General features: G+C 67.2%; 20 protein-coding genes and 2 pseudogenes. 6 read left to right on the top strand and 16 right to left on the bottom strand.

Features of this window, described 5'->3' with window-relative positions; genetic code table 11:
• Positions 1–184: 184 nt before the first annotated feature.
• The 5 genes and pseudogenes from LTV02_RS01645 to rlmN all read right to left on the bottom strand — a co-directional run bounded on the left by LTV02_RS01645 (position 185) and on the right by rlmN (position 3793).
• Positions 185–538: a hypothetical protein gene (locus tag LTV02_RS01645; RefSeq protein ID WP_233037370.1), complete on the bottom strand. Its 354-nt coding sequence runs from the start codon at positions 536–538 to the stop codon at positions 185–187.
• A 9-nt stretch (positions 539–547) separates the two neighbouring features.
• A complete protein-coding gene (locus LTV02_RS01640) occupies positions 548–976 on the bottom strand; it encodes a hypothetical protein (RefSeq protein ID WP_233037368.1) in 429 nt (142 codons plus the stop codon).
• 164 nt (positions 977–1140) lie between these two features.
• Positions 1141–1326, bottom strand: a pseudogene (locus tag LTV02_RS39555) (FHA domain-containing protein); the annotation flags it as partial.
• Between the two features lie 83 nt (positions 1327–1409).
• Complete coding sequence (locus tag LTV02_RS01635; protein ID WP_233037366.1) at positions 1410–2684, bottom strand: hypothetical protein; 1275 nt, start codon at positions 2682–2684, stop codon at positions 1410–1412.
• A complete protein-coding gene (rlmN, locus tag LTV02_RS01630) occupies positions 2681–3793 on the bottom strand; it encodes a 23S rRNA (adenine(2503)-C(2))-methyltransferase RlmN (protein WP_067711374.1) in 1113 nt (370 codons plus the stop codon). Before rlmN ends, LTV02_RS01635 begins: the two co-directional genes overlap by 4 nt.
• 152 nt (positions 3794–3945) lie before the next feature.
• Here rlmN and LTV02_RS01625 point away from each other — a divergent pair, with 152 nt between their 5' ends.
• Positions 3946–4272: a LapA family protein gene (locus LTV02_RS01625; protein ID WP_084534910.1), complete on the top strand. Its 327-nt coding sequence runs from the start codon at positions 3946–3948 to the stop codon at positions 4270–4272.
• A 61-nt stretch (positions 4273–4333) separates the two neighbouring features.
• Here the strand turns inward: LTV02_RS01625 and LTV02_RS01620 are convergent, their stop codons facing one another.
• From LTV02_RS01620 to LTV02_RS01605, 4 genes are all read right to left on the bottom strand, one after another.
• A complete protein-coding gene (locus tag LTV02_RS01620) occupies positions 4334–5251 on the bottom strand; it encodes a phosphatidate cytidylyltransferase (protein ID WP_408639324.1) in 918 nt (305 codons plus the stop codon).
• Between the two features lie 44 nt (positions 5252–5295).
• Complete coding sequence (gene frr / locus LTV02_RS01615) at positions 5296–5853, bottom strand: ribosome recycling factor (protein ID WP_067711371.1); 558 nt, start codon at positions 5851–5853, stop codon at positions 5296–5298.
• Between the two features lie 36 nt (positions 5854–5889).
• On the bottom strand, positions 5890–6624 hold the full coding sequence (gene pyrH / locus LTV02_RS01610; RefSeq protein ID WP_067711369.1) for a UMP kinase: 735 nt from the start codon (positions 6622–6624) through the stop codon (positions 5890–5892).
• 159 nt (positions 6625–6783) lie between these two features.
• Complete coding sequence (locus LTV02_RS01605; protein ID WP_233037364.1) at positions 6784–7650, bottom strand: helix-turn-helix transcriptional regulator; 867 nt, start codon at positions 7648–7650, stop codon at positions 6784–6786.
• A 108-nt stretch (positions 7651–7758) separates the two neighbouring features.
• Between LTV02_RS01605 and LTV02_RS01600 the strand changes: the two genes are divergently transcribed.
• From LTV02_RS01600 to LTV02_RS01590, 3 genes are all read left to right on the top strand, one after another.
• Entirely contained in the window at positions 7759–8640 is an 882-nt protein-coding gene (locus LTV02_RS01600) for an NmrA/HSCARG family protein (protein ID WP_233037355.1), read from the top strand.
• Positions 8641–8650: 10 nt separating this feature from the next.
• On the top strand, positions 8651–9178 hold the full coding sequence (locus tag LTV02_RS01595) for a cupin domain-containing protein (protein WP_233037353.1): 528 nt from the start codon (positions 8651–8653) through the stop codon (positions 9176–9178).
• 83 nt (positions 9179–9261) lie between these two features.
• The gene (locus LTV02_RS01590; RefSeq protein WP_233037351.1) at positions 9262–9504 is read left to right on the top strand and encodes a hypothetical protein; all 243 of its coding nucleotides are present in this window, start codon (positions 9262–9264) and stop codon (positions 9502–9504) included.
• 73 nt (positions 9505–9577) lie between these two features.
• On the opposite strand, the gene tsf is transcribed toward LTV02_RS01590, so the two are convergent.
• Positions 9578–10405 carry a translation elongation factor Ts gene (gene tsf / locus LTV02_RS01585; RefSeq protein WP_233037349.1) on the bottom strand — a complete coding sequence of 276 codons (828 nt, stop codon included), beginning with the start codon at positions 10403–10405 and terminating at the stop codon, positions 9578–9580.
• Between the two features lie 108 nt (positions 10406–10513).
• Entirely contained in the window at positions 10514–11368 is an 855-nt protein-coding gene (gene rpsB / locus LTV02_RS01580; RefSeq protein WP_067711357.1) for a 30S ribosomal protein S2, read from the bottom strand.
• Positions 11369–11740: 372 nt separating this feature from the next.
• Here rpsB and LTV02_RS01575 point away from each other — a divergent pair.
• Positions 11741–12214, top strand: a pseudogene (locus LTV02_RS01575) (M23 family metallopeptidase); the annotation flags it as partial.
• A 73-nt stretch (positions 12215–12287) separates the two neighbouring features.
• Positions 12288–12806, top strand: coding sequence for a DUF1990 family protein (locus LTV02_RS01570; RefSeq protein WP_233037338.1), 519 nt, complete (start codon positions 12288–12290; stop codon positions 12804–12806).
• 10 nt (positions 12807–12816) lie between these two features.
• Here the strand turns inward: LTV02_RS01570 and LTV02_RS01565 are convergent, their stop codons facing one another.
• From LTV02_RS01565 to dprA, 5 genes are all read right to left on the bottom strand, one after another.
• Positions 12817–13191 (bottom strand): GatB/YqeY domain-containing protein, encoded by a 375-nt coding sequence (locus LTV02_RS01565; protein ID WP_233037336.1) that lies wholly within the window; start codon positions 13189–13191, stop codon positions 12817–12819.
• A gap of 102 nt (positions 13192–13293) precedes the next feature.
• Positions 13294–14073 (bottom strand): siderophore-interacting protein, encoded by a 780-nt coding sequence (locus LTV02_RS01560; RefSeq protein WP_233037334.1) that lies wholly within the window; start codon positions 14071–14073, stop codon positions 13294–13296.
• A 458-nt stretch (positions 14074–14531) separates the two neighbouring features.
• A complete protein-coding gene (locus tag LTV02_RS01555; protein ID WP_233037332.1) occupies positions 14532–15317 on the bottom strand; it encodes an N-formylglutamate amidohydrolase in 786 nt (261 codons plus the stop codon).
• Entirely contained in the window at positions 15310–16233 is a 924-nt protein-coding gene (locus LTV02_RS01550; RefSeq protein WP_233037330.1) for a tyrosine recombinase XerC, read from the bottom strand. Before LTV02_RS01550 ends, LTV02_RS01555 begins: the two co-directional genes overlap by 8 nt.
• 267 nt (positions 16234–16500) lie before the next feature.
• Entirely contained in the window at positions 16501–17703 is a 1203-nt protein-coding gene (dprA, locus tag LTV02_RS01545; RefSeq protein WP_233037328.1) for a DNA-processing protein DprA, read from the bottom strand.
• Positions 17704–17774 lie beyond the last annotated feature (71 nt).

The raw sequence follows: 17774 nt of genomic DNA, 5'->3' as shown, positions 1-17774 counted from the left end.
CTCCTTGTCGAGCTGACCCCACCCGTTCCATTCGGCGTACGGGAGGTCGGTCTCCCCGTTCATACCGTCGGCCAACTCTGCGATCTCATCGGGTAGGCCGTTGTACCCGATGCAAGATATGTGACACAGGCAGCGCATAAGAAGCCGGTCCGACACGAAAATCCAGGCGGGGCAGTCGATCCGGCTAAAGGCCTAGGGCCAGCAGGATCGGGCCACCGAGGCCGCCTAGCCAATGTGCGAGGGCCACCAGTGGGGCTTGGACGGCGGCGGCCGCGCCTGCCATTGCGGTCATCGACTGGGCGATTCGGGTGAGACGGTTGGCGATGCTTTCGCGGTTGGGTTGGGGTTGGGCCAGTTCTCGGCGGACCGCTTCCGCCTCGGCGGCGGGTTGGGCCAGGCCCAGGCGGCGGAGGGTTTCCGCGAGTTCGGTTGCGGAGTCCTGGATTTGGGTGAAGGTGCCGTGCTGACCGCCGTAGATGGTTTGGTCGCGGCCGACGTTGTTGATGTTCCCTTGCTGGGAGCCGATGTTGAAGGTCACTGGGGTTCCTTAGTAGCGGGGTGTGTTCCAGGCGTGGCGGGGGTCGGTGTCGACTTTGCGGGCGCGGGCGACGGCGACTATCCACATGATCAGGCCGACGAAGAAGAGGATGTTGCCGATCAGGGCTACGCCGAAGCAGAGGATGCCGGCGGGGACGCCGAGGCTGGTGTCGGGGCCGAAGATGGGGAAAGACGTTGATTCGGTGGCGTTTTGGAAGTCGGTGCCGGCTTGGCCGATGGCCTTCAGGAGGAAATAGGCGTAGCCGCCGATGCCGCCGATCGTGAGGAACAGGCCGATCCAGAAGACGAAGCGGGCTTTGGTGCGGGAGGCCGCCGCTTCACGCAGAAAACTTTCGCGTTGCTGGATATAGCTGTTGTATTGGTCGCGCCCGACATTGTTGATCTGATGGCCGGATTGCTGGCCGATGTCATAGCGCACCCGATTGGTCGATCGCCGGCGCAGCGCTTCCTGATCCAGGCGGATGGTCGACGGACCCGACGATTGCTCGAAGCGCGCTTCGATGCTGCCGAACGAAACGACGTCCCCGTCGTGAAGTTCGCTGGGCCCCCGAATGATTCGCCGCCGATCCAGGTCCCGTTCGAGGAACCGAGATCCTCCACCGTGAACCGGCCGCCTTGACCGCAAACGACAGCATGCGCCGAACTGACATGTTGATCGTCGATTCGCAGATCGGCACGCGCTCCGCGACCTATGACCTGCCGCCCCGAATTCAGTCGCAGTACCTTGCCCGCCAATTCCGGCGGGTGGAGGATAACCAGCTGCTCCACATCCGAATTGTGGCAGTCACGGCCGCACACCAGATGAGTAGTCGACTACCTGATTTGTTCTTGTGGCCGAGTGGAGATGCGGATCAATCGTGCCAGTTGAAAAGCAGTTGTCCGATCGGTTGCGGTCCGGGACCACCGAAGTCGGAAGCCGCCAGGCCGGTAAATACGGTACGGGCCAGCTCTTCGTCGATATGGCGGAATTCCGGCAGCGCAGCCTGTACCTCGCCGACATCGCCGAACACCCGGACGAACGGCCCGAGGGTGCTGACCGTGACACGCCCGGCCGAGGTCTCGATGCCGTAGTAGGTTCCGGCTCCTTGCCGCCACTCTTCGGCCGCCGAAATCGGTTGTCCTGGGCGCAATCCGGCGGCAGCCAGCGCGGCGACGGCACGGTTCACCAGGTCGCCTTCGTCCGGTGCCGCGACGGGTGCGAGCAGAGCTGCTTCGATCAACCAGCGCGGGTCGGTGCGCGAGCCAGCCGGCACGTAGTGACGCAGGATTGCGGCGCGCACATCCGCCGGAACCCGCGGCAGTTCGACGCGGGGAGAACCCAGTTCCTCCCAAACCGCGCGGACCAGCTCTATGCGTCCGCGCGCGGCCGCCACCGCCAATGCCCAGAACCGGCCGGGGCCTGGTTGCGCGGCCAGCGCGATAACCTCCGGCAGTCGATCGAAATCTCGATGTGGTCCGTGCGCGACCGCGAGGTCGTAGGCATCGCGCGCCACGATCACGGAAGGATCCGCCAATGCCGGCGTGATATCGATTCCGGTCTGCTCGCACAGCCGCACGCCTAGCCTGCGTGCGGCGCTGGTGCCTCCCGTGAGCATGAGCGTTCGAGGCGAGTCGACATCGAGGACCCCAGGCAGTCCATAGCGGACGATCAGTGCGATTATTGCCTTCTCCTCGTCCATGCCGATATACGAATCGCCGACCGCGGCGAGGAGCGGGCGAGCGGCATCGACATCACCCAATGCGGCGCGGGCAGTGAGGAATTCGGTCTGTGCGCGAACCGAATTCTCGAACCCCGAAGGCTCCCGCAACCAGTCCAGCAAGGCGCGACTGTGCGGTCCCTGGAACGAGCAGAGCAAACGGATCACCTGGAGACGGACCATTTCCTCGTCAGCGTCGTTCCGGACCACACTCAGCAGCGAGTCCGCTCGATCGAAAGGGGTTCGAGCATGAAGAGCACGAGCGCACGAGAAGCGGTGGTGCCAGGGATTGTTCGGGTGGACAACGTAGTCGACTATTTCGTCCACCGGAACTAACGCGAGCCGACACGCCAGCTCATCGTTCGATACCCGATTGGCCGGCCAGTTCTCGGTGGACCCGAATAGCCCGGGGCCCAGCGCGAAACTCACCCCTCGGCGGCCAGCTGACCGCAGGCGGCGGCGATTTCCTGGCCGCGGGTGTCGCGGACGGTGCAGGGCACGCCCTGGGCCTCCACGCGGCGAACGAATTCGCGTTCCACGGGTTTCGGGGAGGCGTCCCACTTGCTGCCCGGGGTGGGGTTCAGCGGGATGAGATTCACGTGGACTCGGGAACCGAGGGCCTTGTGGAGTTTCTTGCCGAGCATGTCGGCACGCCAGGGCTGGTCGTTGATGTCGCGGATCAACGCGTATTCGATGGAGACGCGGCGGCCGGATTTGTCGGCGTAATAGCGGGCGGCGTCGAGGACTTCGGCGACGGGCCAGCGATTGTTGACCGGCACCAAGGTGTCTCGGAGTTCGTCGTCGGGGGTGTGGAGGGAGACGGCGAGGGTTACCGAGAGGTCTTCGTCGGCGAGTTTGCGGATGGCGGGGGCCAGGCCGACCGTCGACACCACCACGTTGCGCTGGGAGATGCCCAGGCCGTCGGGGGCCGGGGAGGTGATGCGGCGGACCGCGTTCACCACGCGCTTGTAGTTGGCGAGGGGCTCGCCCATGCCCATGAAGACGATGTTGGACAGGCGCCCGGGGCCGCCGGAGACTTCGCCGTCGCGCAGGGACGCGGCTGCCGCGCGGACCTGGTCGACGATTTCGGCGGTGGACAGGTTGCGGTTCAGGCCCGCTTGGCCGGTGGCGCAGAAGGGGCAGGCCATGCCGCAGCCGGCCTGGCTGGAGATGCAGAGGGTGTTGCGGTCGGTGTAGCGCATGAGAACGCTTTCCAGCAACGTGCCGTCGCCCGCGCGCCACAGGGTCTTGCGGGTGGTGCCGTCGTCACAGACCACGTGCCGGACTTCGGTGAGCAGCTTCGGGAACAAAGCGTCGGCGACCTTCGAGCGCATGGCTTCGGGGAGGTCGGTCATCTGCTCGGGGTCGGCGACCAGGCGGCCGTAGTACTGCCGGGCGATCTGGTCGGCGCGGAACTTGGGCAGGCCCAGCTCCTCGACCACCTTGCGTCGTTCGGCCGAATCGAGGTCGGCTAGATGCCGGGGCGGGAGACCACGGCGCGGGGCATCGAAAACGAGGGGCAAGGGGGTGGCAGTCATAACCCTTCCAGTGTTCCATCCGGAATCCGATTCCGGGGCGGCGGGGTGCGAGCCGCTCGTCACATTCGCGGCAAACACCCAGCTGAGGCGACATACCGGAGATAAGGGGCGATATGCGTGCACCGGTCATAGCGATCGGCAATGATCGACGCATGACCACCGCCGATATTCCCGCCTCGGGGGCCGACCCGACGCCGAGCCAGGGATCTTCCAAGCAAAAGGGACAGGGTGTACTGAAGACCCGGGCGGGTTATGCCTGGGTCGGGCTGGTGTTCGCCGCGGTTCTGGGCATCCTGGTGCTGGTTTTCATCCTGCAGAACCTGGAGCAGTCCAAGGTCGAGTTCTTCGTCTGGACCTGGAATCTGCCGATCGGCATCCTGGTGCTGCTGGCCGTCATCGTCGGCGCGCTCGGCACCGCGCTGGTCGGCGGCTACCGCATTCTGCAGCTGCGCCGCGCGGCGAAGAAGGCCACCAAATAGCAGCGGATCGACAAAGGGGTCCGGCGGATTCAACCCGCCGGACCCCTTTCGGAAGTTCACTTCAGAGCAGCGCGGTCAGCACCAGCCACGACACGAACGCCGACGGCAGCATCGAATCCAGGCGATCCATGATCCCGCCGTGCCCGGGCAGCAGCGTGCCCATGTCCTTGATCCCCAGCTCCCGCTTGACCTGCGATTCGATCAGGTCGCCACTGGTCGCCACCAGTACCAGGCCCACGCCCAGCAGCACGCCGATCATCGAATTGGCCTGCAGCAGCAGGGTTACCGTCAGCAGGCCGCCGATCACGCTGAACACCAGCGACCCGGCGAAACCCTCCCAGGACTTCTTGGGGCTGATGTGCGGCACCATCGGATGCTTGCCGAACAGCACGCCCGCCACGTACCCGCCGACGTCCGAGCACACCACCAGGATCATGAAGGTCAGCACCCGCAGGTTGCCGCCCTCCTGATCGAGCAGCAGCACCGCGAAGGACGCCAGCAAAGGCACCCAGGCCAGCACGAAAATACTGATCGCGGTGTCGCGCAGATAGTTTCGCGGGGTCGCGGTCAGCCCGTGGTCGAACAGCCGCCACACCATCACCGTCAATGCGGTGGCGCCGAACGCGCCCACCACCCCCTGCGGCCCGGCCGGCCAGGCCAGCCAGATGATGGCCTGCCCGCCCACCAGCAGCGGCACCCGCGGCACCAGCACATCGGCTTCGCGCAGCCGTTTGGCGACCTCCCAGGTCGCCACCGCCATCGCCACCGCGATCACGCCGACGAGCACCTTGGGCGCCCACAGCAGGATCGCGATGAGGGACAACCCCAGCCCGAACCCGACCGCCAGCGCCGCCGGCAGATTACGTCCGGCCTTGGACTTGGGCGCGGGCGCCGGGGTCGCCCCCGCACCCCCCTCGTCCGGCGGGGTCGCCGCGTCGGTGGCGGCAGTATCTTCGGCCACGATTGTCCCGTCGCTCACTTGTCGTCCGTTCGTCCCTACCCCCGGCCGGATGATCCGGCCGTCTAGACCTCGAGCAGTTCGGCTTCCTTGTGCTTCACCAGTTCGTCGATGCTCGCGACGTACTTCTGCGTGGTCTTGTCGAGATCCTTCTCGGCGCGGCCGACCTCGTCCTCGCCCGCTTCGCCGTCCTTCTGGATGCGGCCGAGCTCGTCCATGGTCTTGCGGCGCACATTGCGGATCGCGATCTTGGCGTCCTCGCCCTTGGACTTGGCCTGCTTGACCATCTCCCGGCGGCGTTCCTCGGTCAGCTGCGGCACCAGCACGCGAATGATGTGGCCGTCGTTGGTCGGGTTGACGCCCAGATCCGAATTGCGGATGGCGGTCTCGATATCACGCAGCTGTCCGGCCTCGTAGGGCTTGATGACGAGCATGCGCGGCTCGGGCGAGGAGATGGACGACATCTGGGTGATCGGGGTCGGCGTCCCGTAGTAGTCGACGACGACGCGGGCGAACATGCCCGGATTCGCCCGGCCGGTCCGAATGGAACCCAGATCGTCCTTCGCCACCGAGACGGCCTTTTCCATCTTTTCCTCGGCGTCGAAGAGCGCTTCTTCAATCACGGCGATTCCTCCACAGCGTCATCGTGTCTTTGGCGGTCACGAACGGACCAGCGTGCCGATTTTCTCACCGGCGACCGCACGGGCGATATTTCCCTTGGTCAGAAGATTGAACACCAGCATCGGCATCTGGTTGTCCATGCACAGGCTGAACGCGGTGGCGTCGGCCACCTTCAGGCCCCGTTCCAGGACTTCCTTGTGCGTGACCTCGGTGAACATGGTGGCGTCCGGGTCCTCGCGGGGGTCCGCGGTGAAGACGCCGTCGACGGCCTTGGCCATCAAGACGACTTCCGCGCCGATTTCCAGCGCGCGCTGGGCGGCGGTGGTGTCGGTCGAGAAGTACGGCATGCCCATCCCGGCGCCGAAGATGACCACGCGGCCCTTCTCCAGGTGCCGCTTGGCGCGCAACGGCAGGTACGGTTCGGCGACCTGGCCCATGGTGATGGCGGTCTGCACTCGGGTGTCGATGCCCTGCTTCTGCAGGAAGTCCTGCAGCGCAAGGGAATTCATGACCGTACCGAGCATGCCCATGTAGTCCGAGCGGGCGCGTTCCATGCCGCGCTCCTCGAGTTCGGCGCCGCGGAAGAAATTGCCGCCGCCGATCACGACCGCGACCTGCACGCCGTCCTCGACTACTTCCGCGATCTGTTCGGCGACCGTCTGAACCACATCGGGATCGAGGCCGACCCCGCCACCGCCGAACATCTCGCCACCCAGTTTGAGGAGCACTCGGCGATAGCCCTTGCGGTCGGGCGCCGTATCCGGGTCCGTCATCGGTCTCCTTATCCTCGGCAGACGCGCGTGGTGCACGCACATGAAAAGACCATCCCGGCGCAAGCGAATCGCACGGGACGGCAACAAGCTTTGTCTATCCTGCCTCACGAGTGGTCGCGTTGGTGAGGCGACCCTCGTTCCCGGCGGGAATTCGCGGGTTCATTGTCCGGTTTCGGAGCCGTCGAGGAGGGCGGCGATGCGACGCTGGGCCTCGGGCGTGGCGGGGATCTGGGTCACCAGCAGCAGGTTCGGGTCTTCCACCGGGCGTAGTTGAAATACCTCCAGTTCGATTGCCCCGGCGACGGGGTGCTCGATTCGGATACCGGCCGGGCGGAATCCCCGGACGCGATAGTCCGACCACCATTCCCGGAACTCGGGGCTGGCCTCGCTCAGACCGGCGACCAGGGCGGCCAGACGCGGATCCTCCGGGCGGCGGCCGAGCGCCTCGCGCAACTGGGCGATGACGGCGCGGGCGGCGTTCTCCCAATGCGGCATCATGGCGCGATTCACGGTGTCGGTGAACATCATCCAGAGCAGATTGCGGCGCTCGGCGGGCATGTGCATCGGGTCGCGGCGGGCCAGCGCGTAGGCGCGATTCCAGACCAGGAAATCGAAGGCCGGATCGTAGACGGCGCTGATGCTGGGCAGCATCGAATCCACCAGCCACTGCAGGCGGGCGCGATCGGCGGCCGAATACTCCTCGTACGGGGCGGCCAGCCCGGCCAGCAGGCGCAGATGGCGATGCTGATCCGGGTCCAGGCGCAGGGTGCGGGCCAGGGCATCGATGACCTGGCGGCTGGCGTCCACCTCGCGGCCCTGTTCCAGCCAGGTGTACCAGGTCAGGCCGACGCCGGAGAGTTCGGCGACCTCCTCACGCCGCAGGCCGGGCGTGCGACGGCGGGCCGGATCGCCGTATGGATTGATGCCGACGTCGGCGGGTTGCAGGCGCTCGCGCTGGGCGCGCAGGAACCGGCCGAGCTCGCCGTGCCGTTCACCGCCGGCGGGATTGCCGTTGCCGCTTATCATTTCGACTTTCCCCTGTACAGATCGCTTGGGTAGCAGTATCGCCACCAGGACAGGTTCGCGCGCGGGTTCCTACCGTGATCAGCAGATCGGAAACGGCGGGAGCAGGGCATGACGAACGACAAGGGACCGGTACTGGTCATCGGGGCGACCGGACGGCAAGGCGGAGCGGCGGCGCGGGCGCTGCTCGAAAAAGGCTGGGCGGTACGGGCATTCGTGCGGAATCCGGATTCGGATGCGGCGCGAGCGCTGGCGGCGGCGGGCGCGGAGCTGTTCCGGGGCGATCTCGACGACGAGGATTCGCTGCGGGCGGCCATCGACGGGGCCTACGGCATCTTCCTGATGCTGACCATGATGCGCGGGCACAACATCAGCCTGGAGGCGGTCGCGGACGAGGAGCGGCACGGGAAGGTGGTCGCGGAGCTGGCGGCAAAGGCCGGGGTCACGCATTTCGTGTACAGCTCGCTCAATGGCGTCGATTCCGGTTCGGGGATCGAGTATTACGACGCGAAGCAGCACATCGAGGAGCACATCCGGGCGCTCGGACTGCCCGCGACCATGCTGCGGCCGGTGTCGTTCATGGACAATTTCGCGACCTTCAGCAAGCCCGTGCGGGACGGGGACGAACTGGTGCTGTCGCTGGCGGTCGCACCCGATACGCCCATGCCGCTCATCGCCATCGACGATATCGGGCGGTACGCGGCGCTGGCGTTCGAGTGGCCGGAGGAGTACATCGGCCGGGCCGTCGGGCTTGCCGGTGATGTGCTGACGCCCCGGCAGATCGCCGAGACCTTCGGGCGCGCGGCCGGATTGCCCGCCCGGGTGGTGCAGGTGCCGATCGCCGCGATCAGCGCCTTCGACCCGCAGGTGGGAAAGATGTTCGCCTACTTCAACGAACATCCCGAATCGATCGACGTGGCGCCTTTGCGCGCAGCCCTCCCCGAACTGCGGACCCTCGAAGCGTGGATCGCCGCCACCGACTGGAAACTCTGAGGAGCCCACCGTGACCGATGGATTGCTGGCCAGTAACGGCCTCTTGCTGCCGCCCGGCGCGGGCGACAAGGTTCAGCCCACCATGACCCTCAAGGTCGGCGCGGAAAGCTCCGATGCCTGGTCCGCTTTCGAGGCCGAGGTCCCACCGGGTTTCGACGTCGGCGCGCACTGGCACGGCCACGCCGAAGAGATCTTCTACGTGGTCGAGGGCGAACTCGAACTACTGGCCTTCCACCCCGCCGCCGAAGCGGTCGGCGACTGGACCACCTGGGAAGCCGAGGACGGCACCACCGTATTCCGCGGCGGCCCAGGCGCTTTCATGTACGTGCCGGCCGGTTGCCCGCACGCCTTCTACAACCCCGGCACCAGCATGGCCAAGATGTTGTTCATGGTGACGCCGTCCGGCCACGAGAAGTACCTGGCCGAGCTGAGCGAACTGCTGATCTCGGGCGAGGCCACACCCGAGTTGATCGGGGAGCTGCGTTTGAAGCACGACATCCACCAGTTGACGGCCTTGCAGAATCGTCCGGTCGGCTGAACGAGCGACGCGGGTTCGGCGTCCCGATTTCCGGGGGCGCCGAAACACTATGAAATACAATCACTTCAGATATCTTGAGCGGCATGAACCCCCCATCTCGCGCCCTCAGGCTCGGCGTCGCCGCTGTCGCGGTCAGCGCCGCGCTGGTCGCCACCGCCGGTCCGGCGGCAGCGGACAGCACCCCTCCCTCGACCGGCAGCAGCTCGCTGAGCGCCCAGATCGCATGGAACGCGGCCTACCCCTTCATGCAGATTCTCGCGAAGATCTTCGACATCGGCTGCGCGGTCGGATCGAACGCCTGCGTCGGCACCCCGTCCCCCGGCTAGGCCGAACGACGAAAAGGCCCTCCGGGCATCGGAAGACGATGCGCGGAGGGCCTTTTCGGGCTTTGTCAGGCGATTACGCCTGGCCGACCTCGAAGCGAGCGAAGCGGGTGATGGTCACGCCGGCCTCGTCCAGAAGCGCCTTGACGGTCTTCTTGGAATCGGTGACGGACGCCTGCTCCAGCAGGACGACGTCCTTGTAGAAGCCGTTGACGCGACCCTCGGTGATCTTCGCCAGGGCGGCTTCGGGCTTGCCCTCTTCGCGGGCGGTCGCCTCGGCGATGGAGCGCTCCTTCTCGACCAGGTCGGCCGGAACCTCATCGCGGGTGACGTACTTGGCCTTGAGCGCGGCGACCTGCATGGCGGCGGCGCGGGCGACCTCGGCGGCGGCATCGCCTTCACCGGTGTACTCGACCAGGACGCCGACGGCGGGCGGCAGGTCGGTGGCGCGCTTGTGCAGGTAGACGGTGGTGTTGCCGTCGAAGGCGGCGACGCGGCGCAGCTCGAGCTTCTCGCCGATCTTGGCGGCCAGCTCCTGCAGGGCGGCGTCGGCGGTCTTGCCGTTGTCCAGCTCGACGGCCTTCAGGGCGTCCAGATCGGCCGGGCGAGCCTTGGCGGCAGCCGCGACGATGGCGTTGGCCAGCTCCTGGAACTCCGCGTTCTTGGCCACGAAGTCGGTCTCGGAGTTGATCTCCACCAGGACGCCGTCCTGCGCGGCGACCAGGCCCTCGGCGGTGGCGCGCTCGGCACGCTTGCCAACGTCCTTGGCGCCCTTGATGCGCAGGAACTCGACGGCCTTGTCGAAGTCGCCGCCGTTCTCCTCGAGCGCCTTCTTGCAGTCCATCATGCCGGAGCCGGTGAGCTCGCGGAGCCGCTTCACATCGGCGGCGGTGTAGTTCGCCATCTCGGGCGAGCCTCCCTTTGTGAGTGAAAGTCTGTGGGGGTCACACCTTGCCGACCGCTAGCGAACTAGAACGGTCGGCAAGGTGAACAGATGCCTGGTGGGCGTGGATCAGAAGTCGGCCGGGGTCTTGCCCGCCGGCTCTTCCTTCAGCTCCGCCTCGGCAGCGGTCTCGACGGTCTCGGCGGCGGGGGCGGCCTGAGCCAGCAGCTCCTGCTCCCACTCGGCGAGCGGCTCGCCGGCGCCGGCCTCAGGCTTCGAATCGCCACCGGCGCGCGAGGCACGGGCCTGCACACCCTCGGCGACCGCGGAAGCCACGACCTTGGTCAGCAGCGCGGCGGAACGGATCGCGTCGTCGTTACCCGGGATCGGGTAGTCGACCAGGTCGGGATCGCAGTTGGTGTCCAGGATCGCGATGACCGGGATGTTCAGCTTGCGAGCCTCACCGACGGCGATGTGCTCCTTGTTGGTGTCGACCACCCAGATGGCCGAAGGCACCTTGGCCATGTCCCGGATGCCGCCGAGGGTGCGCTCCAGCTTGGTCTTCTCACGCGTCAGCATGAGGATTTCCTTCTTGGTGCGACCTTCGAAGCCACCGGTCTGCTCCATGGCCTCGAGCTCCTTCAGGCGCTGCAGGCGCTTGTGGACGGTCGAGAAGTTGGTGAGCATGCCGCCCAGCCAGCGCTGGTTCACGTAGGGCATCCCGACGCGAGTCGCCTCGGCCGCGATCGACTCCTGGGCCTGCTTCTTGGTGCCGACGAAGAGGACGGTGCCGCCGTGGGCAACGGTCTCCTTGACGAACTCGTAGGCCTTGTCGATGTAGGTCAGCGTCTGCTGCAGGTCGATGATGTAGATGCCGTTGCGGTCGGTGAAGATGAACCGCTTCATCTTCGGGTTCCACCGACGGGTCTGGTGACCGAAGTGCGCGCCGCTGTCGAGCAGCTGCTTCATAGTTACGACAGCCATGGCTCTCGTTACTCCTTTGTTGCTGGTTGACACAGGAATCGGCGATCCCTGCCCTGGCGCCCACAGCCACCGGAACCCTCCGAAAGATTTCAGGGGACCAGCCGACGGCCTTCGATGTAGGCGCGCGAAGTCGGTCTGCACGCAACGCAAACCGCTGGACCAGTCTACGCAGGGGTTACCGGGAGGAGAAATCGCCCCCTCGAGCAGGCTGATTCGGCGGGCTCGAGTGCTGGTAGCGAGGTTGCGGCGGGGTGTATCGGGGGCGGAGGAAGCGCGCCCTGCCAATTTTCACAGGCGTGCGTGTTATCCACACTCGCCGATCACGGGGTTCCGGGCGGGTGGGCGTGCGCGGAGGCTGAGGGCATGCGCCTGATGTGGATCGTGTTCGGGTGGTTGCCGATCGTGCTGGTCGCCGCGCCGGTGTGCGTGGCGGCGCCCGGTGAGCGGTTCGAGTGGCCGCTACGACCGCGGCCGACGGTGGTGCGGGCGTTCGACAAACCCGCGCAGAACTGGCTGCCCGGGCATCGGGGAGTGGATCTGGCCGGGATTACGGGAGATCCGGTGCTCGCGGCGGGTGACGGGATCGTGGTGTTCGCGGGGACCGTGGCGGGCAAACCGGTGGTCTCCGTCGATCACGCCGGTGGGCTGCGCACCACATACGAGCCGGTCACCGCCTCGGTCACGGTGGGGCGCAGGGTGATTCACGGTGAGGCGATCGGGGTGCTGGCGGGCGGGCACGAAGGATGCCCGGTCGCGGCCTGCCTGCATTGGGGCTTGCGCCGCGACGGCGACTATCTGGATCCGCTCGGTCTGCTGCGCGCGATCCCGATTCGATTGAAACCGCTCGTGGCGACCGGCGAGACGCGACTCACGGCTGATTGCCCTGTCGAGACTCCGGACGCGGGTTCAGGATGGGGTCATGACGCAGGAGTCAGCGGCGGTGCCGTTCAGCTATCCGGAGGTCGGTGCCACGGCGGGTGAGTTCCCGGCCGGATACGACCATTTCCGGTTGCGGCGGCGGATCGGTTCGGGGCGGGCGTTGTTCGAGAGCGCGGGCGAGCAGATCCTGGCGTATCGAATGCAGCGGGGTACGAACGTCTTTCACGACGCGAGCACGCCGACCGCGGAGCCGGGCACCGAGATGACGATCCGGCTGGGGCCGGGGCCCATCGGCATCACCGCGCGCTGCCGGGTCGTTTACGTGGTGAACGAGCCCGATCGACGCGGATTCGCCTATGGCACCTTGCCCCGGCATCCCGAGATCGGTGAGGAGTTGTTCGCCGTCGAGTTCGATCCGGCCGATGAATCGGTTTACGGCGTGGTGGCGGCATTTTCGCGACCGGGAACCTGGTACGTGCGGCTGGGCGCACCGGTGGTGCGACTTATTCAGCGTTGGTTCGCCGGGCGCTACATCGCCGCCCTCGTACCCCAGCACTGAACCGGCGGTATCAGGAGTCGAGTTGCGCAGTGAGGGCAGCCGCCTCGGCGCGCAGGGATGCGGCGCGCTCGGCCCCTCCGCTCAGCCCGTCGTATTCGCTTGCGGCGGTGCGGCGGTCGGCGATTTCGGCCCGGACGATGGCTTCGATATCGGCTTCGGTGAGAATGCGGCGCTCGCGTTCCGCTGCGCCGAGGCCGACGGCACTGGATTCGATCGCGCCCGCCTGTACATCCGATCCGTCGACCGCTTCCGCATTGTCGATCGCGGCCAGGGCCGAGCGGAGTGCGGCTGTCGCCGTGCGATCGCGGGCCTTCATGGCCACGGGCACGGCCGCGCGCAGGCGGTCACGCAGGGACGGGGTCTCGGTGGATCGGTCGGCGGTCATGAAATGGACGCTACGGACCGAATCCACGCGCGTCGAGCATATTCCGGGCTACCAGCCGATGCGGTGGCCGCGAAACCACCACATCGACTGGGACGCAAGGCTTCAGACGCCCGCGGTGGCGGCCTTCTCCTGCTCCGCCAGTTCGGACTTCCAGCGGCGGAAACCCTCTTCGGTGCGGCCGCGCCGCCAGTACCCGGAGATCGAGGACGCCCATTCGGCGGTGATCCCGCGCTCCTTGCGGATGTAGGGGCGCAGCTCGTGCATGACCGCCTGCGCCTCACCGTGGATGAACACCTGGACCTGGCCGTCGCGCCACGGTGCGGCCTTGACCGCCGCGGCGAGGCGTTCGCCGGGTTCGGCGTCGCCACGGTGAACCCAGATGCGCTCCACGCCTTCGGGATAGGGGAAGAACAATTCGTCGGCGGGACCGCCGACCTCCAGGAATACCGAGCCGACGGCATCGGCGGGCAGGGCGGCGCAGGCGGCGGCGATGGCGGGCAGGGCGCTCTCGTCACCGGCGAGCAGATGCCAGTCGGCGTCCGCGCGCGGGGCGTAAGCGCCACCGGGGCCCATCAATTCGATGCTGTCGCCGGGTTCCGCGGTGGCCGCCCACGGTCCGGCCACGCCCTCGTCACCGTGGTAGACGAAGTCGATGACGATCTCCTGCGCGGCGGCGTCCACCTCGCGCACGGTGTAGGTCCGGACGGTTTCGCCGTCGGCGCCCGGGAAGACGAGCTTGACGTAGGCGTCGGTGAAGGCGTTCGGCTGGAAGGCCGCGAACCCGGGGCCGCCCAGGCGCACGCGGATCAGGTGATCGGTGAGCCGGACGGTGTTCTGCACTACGAGGGTCGTACGTGGGCGAGCCACAACCAGTACCTCCATGAATTAGGATTACCTAAGTAACCGTAGCACGATCTCCGATAGCTCGTCGATACGTTCGCGATATGGCGGAGGTATACCGGGTCCGAACGGACTCGGTTGGCACCGTGCAACTCGTCCGAGCGCTGTGCTGCGGTCGAGGTACGGGAACCCATCGTGAGTGCCGGCGTGTGCGCCGCGTCGGACGGAGATGTTCGACCTGTCAGGTCAACGGCGTCGCGCCCGGAATGATTCCGCGCTCTCACCAGTGCGGAGCAGCGCTGGCCGTTACCTGCGAGGGTCTTGCCGAACATGAGCTTGCACCACTTACAAGGACAGTCGGCACCACTGACAAGGACAGTCGGCAGTAGTGACAAGGACAGTCGGCAGTAGTGACAATTCGAGACCGGTCAGCTGATTGATCGCGAGGCTGTCAGCTGGATCGAACTCCGTACGGCGCGGCGGCGGGCGGCGGGCGGCGATCAGGCGAGTTCGTCCGCGAAGGCGGCGAGCGCCCTGCTGAGGTCGGCAAATCCGGAGGTGGGCGGGCCGCCGGGCTCCGTCATATAGACATCGCGGCGGATCTCGATCATGAGGGCGGTGACACGGGGGTCGGTGACGTAATAGTCCAGGGGCACATAGGTTCCCGCGAACGGCGTGTCGGTGGCGGTCGCGCCGATCGCTCCGAGACAGGTGCGAGCCCGGTCCAGCAGGGCGGGTGGGGTGTGGAAGTCGTCGGTGCCCAGGCAGATCGGCGGGCGGGGGCCGTCCGCGTGCAGTTCGTACGGGAGCGGCCGGGAGGGATAGGAGTGCACGTCGAGGATGACGGCGCTGCCAGTGGCGGCCAAGCGGTCGGCGACCAGGTCGGTCATGGCTCGGGCGTACGGGTGGAAGTAGGTGTCGAGCAAGGGGTTCGGGTCGAACTCGCCAGGACGGAGCGGAGTGCGGTGGGTGGTTCGGGTGTAGACGGCGGCCATGCCGACGGTGAGCATTTCCTCGCGATCGTCGGGGAAACGTTCCGGATCCACGACCAGGCGGGAGCGGCGGTTCACGAACTGCCAGGGGCGGATTCGCATGTGGTCGGCGGCCGCGGCCGCCAGGTGTTCAGTGTGCGCGTCGGTGATGTGATCGAGTTCGAGTTCCAGGGCGGCGTCATCGAGCAGGATGCCGGTGCGGACCTCCGACGGGATGACGCGTGACGAGTGGGGTACGTGCAGGATGACCGGTGAATCGGGGTGGCCCGCAATGCGTTCGAAGGAATCAGGCACGGGGGTGCGCCTGGTCGTGGACCTTCTTCAGGCGTTCGATGGAGACGTGGGTGTAGAGCTGGGTGGTGGCCAGGCTGGTGTGGCCGAGGATCTCCTGGACCACGCGCAGGTCGGCGCCACCTTCGAGTAGATGGGTGGCGGCGGTGTGGCGGAAACCGTGCGGGCCCATATCGGGTGCGCCCGGAATCGCGGAAACCACCTCGTGCACCACCGTTCTGGCCTGCCGCTGATCGATGCGCTTGCCGCGTCGCCCGAGCAGCAGTGCCCGCCCCGATTCCGGGGTGGCGAACGATGATCGCCCGTACTGCAACCACAGCTCCAGTGCCCGATCGGCCGGCGCCCCGAACGGCACCGAACGCTCCTTGTTCCCCTTACCCAGCACCCGCACCAACCGGCGCTCCCGATCCACGTCCTCGATATCCAAACCACACAGCTCACTCACGCGAATCCCGGTGGCGTACAGCATCTCCACGATCAGCCGATCCCGCAAGGCCATCGGATCATGCTGCGCCGCACCCGATTCCGCCGCCGCCATGGCCGCCTTCGCCTGCTCCTTCCCGAGTACCGCGGGCAACACCCGATGCGCACGCGGCGACCCCAGCCGCGGCCCCGGATCCACCTTCAACCGCCCCGTATGCGCCAGCCACCCGGTGAAAGTCCGCGCCGACGACGACCGCCGCGCCATGGTCGTCCGCGCCGCCCCACCGGCCGCCTGCTCCGCCAGCCACGACCGCAGCAACGCCAAATCCAGCTCCCCCACCCCCGAATCCGCCGACCGCGCCAGCAAATGCTCCAGCAACGACCGCGCATCCCCCACATACGCCCGCTCCGTATGCGCCGACCGATTCCGCCCCAACCGCAAATGCCGCCCGTACTCCACCAGCAACGCTTCCAAATCCTCCGGCAATCCACCCATCCCCCCACGCTGACCCCGATCCGCCCCCACCGCAAGCACCCTCGCCGAAAACCAGCCCGCCGAGTGGCACACCAACGTCGCCAACACGGGCAAAACTCCACGCTGGTGTGCCACTCACCCAGCTTCACCCTGAGACGGCCGCGTGAGCTCGACCAGCGACCGTGCTCAACCACCGACCATGGTCAGCCGGCCACGCTCGACCAGCGGCCACGCGCGACCAGCGGCCACAGTTGGCCAGCGGCTGGCGGCGGTGGGGGTGGGCGGCGGTCAACGGTGGCGGTCGTGGGTGGCTGAAACCTCCTCCGTGGCTGAGCGATTCGACGGGGCGAGGCGGTACCACCCGTCGCCGTCGCAACCGATGAGGCCGGCCAGCTCGAGTGCGGACAGGGTGGCTCGGACTGCGGGGAGCGAAAGGCCGGTGGTGGTGACGAGAGCGCGGGGCGAGCATGAACCCGCCGTGGGCAGGGCCGCGTACAGCAGTGCTTCGTCGTCGGCGAGGTTGTCCTCGGGATTCGCGGGGACCGCGCCCGGGAGCGACAGGCGCAAGGGTCCCGCTTCGTCCAGCACTTGTTCGGCACTGGTCACGATGAATGCCTCCCCGTCTCGGATCATCCGATGGCATCCCGCCGACGCCGCCGAGGTGATCGGCCCGGGCACCGCCATGGCCGGACGGCCCAGCCGCCGCGACCATTTGACGGTGTTGCGGGCCCCGCTCCGCAATCCGGCCTCGACCACCACGACCCCGTCTGCCAGAGCGGCTATCAGCCGATTCCGGGCCAGGAAATGATGCTTCCGCGCCGTCGTTCCCGGCGGATACTCGCTCACCACCAGCCCGGTGTCCGCGATCTCTGCCAGCAACCGATCATGCTGCACCGGATAGGGCCGATCCGCACCGCAGGCGAGCACCGCGACAGTCGTCCCGCCGACGGCAAGTGCAGCCCGGTGCGCCATACCGTCGATCCCGAACGCCGCCCCGGAAACCACCGTCCATCCGCGCGCCGCCAACTCGCCCGCGATCTCGCCCGTCGCGTGATTCCCGTACCCGGTGCTGCATCGCGACCCCACCACCGCAACCGCCTGCTCGGTGCACTCCGCCAGCGACCGAGACCCCCGCACCCACAACACCAACGGCGCGGCCCCGGCCTCGTCCCGCTCCGGATCGAGCTGCCGCAACCCGAGCATCCGCCAAGCAGGCCACTCCGCATCCTCCGGCGTCACCACCCGCCCCCCGAACCGTTCGATAGTGGCCAAATCCCGCTCCGCCACATCGATTCCACGCCGCAACTCGGTAGGCCCCCGCAACGCCTCCGGCAGCGCACACTCCCGAACCGCCCGCGCCGCCTCCACCACCCCCACCGACTCGATCAACGACGACAACGCCGCACACGGCCCCTGCACCACCCGCGACAAATACACCCACGCCAAACGCCTTTCATCGGACCCGAATTCGCCCGCAACCCCGACCGACATCTGACCACCCGCGAACTCCTTTCCCGCCTCGACAGACGCCTGACCGCCCGCGAATTCCCCCCTCGCGCCGA

This window comes from Nocardia yamanashiensis (genome assembly GCF_021183565.1).
In the GTDB taxonomy this organism is placed as follows: domain Bacteria; phylum Actinomycetota; class Actinomycetes; order Mycobacteriales; family Mycobacteriaceae; genus Nocardia; species Nocardia yamanashiensis.
Note: the sequence above shows the minus strand (reverse complement) of the source record. Positions and strands in the feature narration are given on the sequence as shown.

Bases quoted from the DNA above. Each gene is read 5' to 3' on its own strand.
- rlmN (WP_067711374.1), bottom strand. From the start codon at position 3,793: ATGACTGCCACCCCCTTGCCCCTCGTTTTCGATGCCCCGCGCCGTGGT.
- LTV02_RS01625 (WP_084534910.1), top strand. From the start codon at position 3,946: ATGACCACCGCCGATATTCCCGCCTCGGGGGCCGACCCGACGCCGAGC.
- pyrH (WP_067711369.1), bottom strand. From the start codon at position 6,624: ATGACGGACCCGGATACGGCGCCCGACCGCAAGGGCTATCGCCGAGTG.
- LTV02_RS01605 (WP_233037364.1), bottom strand. From the start codon at position 7,650: ATGATAAGCGGCAACGGCAATCCCGCCGGCGGTGAACGGCACGGCGAG.
- LTV02_RS01600 (WP_233037355.1), top strand. From the start codon at position 7,759: ATGACGAACGACAAGGGACCGGTACTGGTCATCGGGGCGACCGGACGG.
- LTV02_RS01590 (WP_233037351.1), top strand. From the start codon at position 9,262: ATGAACCCCCCATCTCGCGCCCTCAGGCTCGGCGTCGCCGCTGTCGCG.
- tsf (WP_233037349.1), bottom strand. From the start codon at position 10,405: ATGGCGAACTACACCGCCGCCGATGTGAAGCGGCTCCGCGAGCTCACC.
- rpsB (WP_067711357.1), bottom strand. From the start codon at position 11,368: ATGGCTGTCGTAACTATGAAGCAGCTGCTCGACAGCGGCGCGCACTTC.
- LTV02_RS01570 (WP_233037338.1), top strand. From the start codon at position 12,288: ATGACGCAGGAGTCAGCGGCGGTGCCGTTCAGCTATCCGGAGGTCGGT.
- LTV02_RS01565 (WP_233037336.1), bottom strand. From the start codon at position 13,191: ATGACCGCCGACCGATCCACCGAGACCCCGTCCCTGCGTGACCGCCTG.
- LTV02_RS01560 (WP_233037334.1), bottom strand. From the start codon at position 14,073: ATGGAGGTACTGGTTGTGGCTCGCCCACGTACGACCCTCGTAGTGCAG.
- LTV02_RS01550 (WP_233037330.1), bottom strand. From the start codon at position 16,233: ATGGGTGGATTGCCGGAGGATTTGGAAGCGTTGCTGGTGGAGTACGGG.
- dprA (WP_233037328.1), bottom strand. From the start codon at position 17,703: ATGTCGGTCGGGGTTGCGGGCGAATTCGGGTCCGATGAAAGGCGTTTG.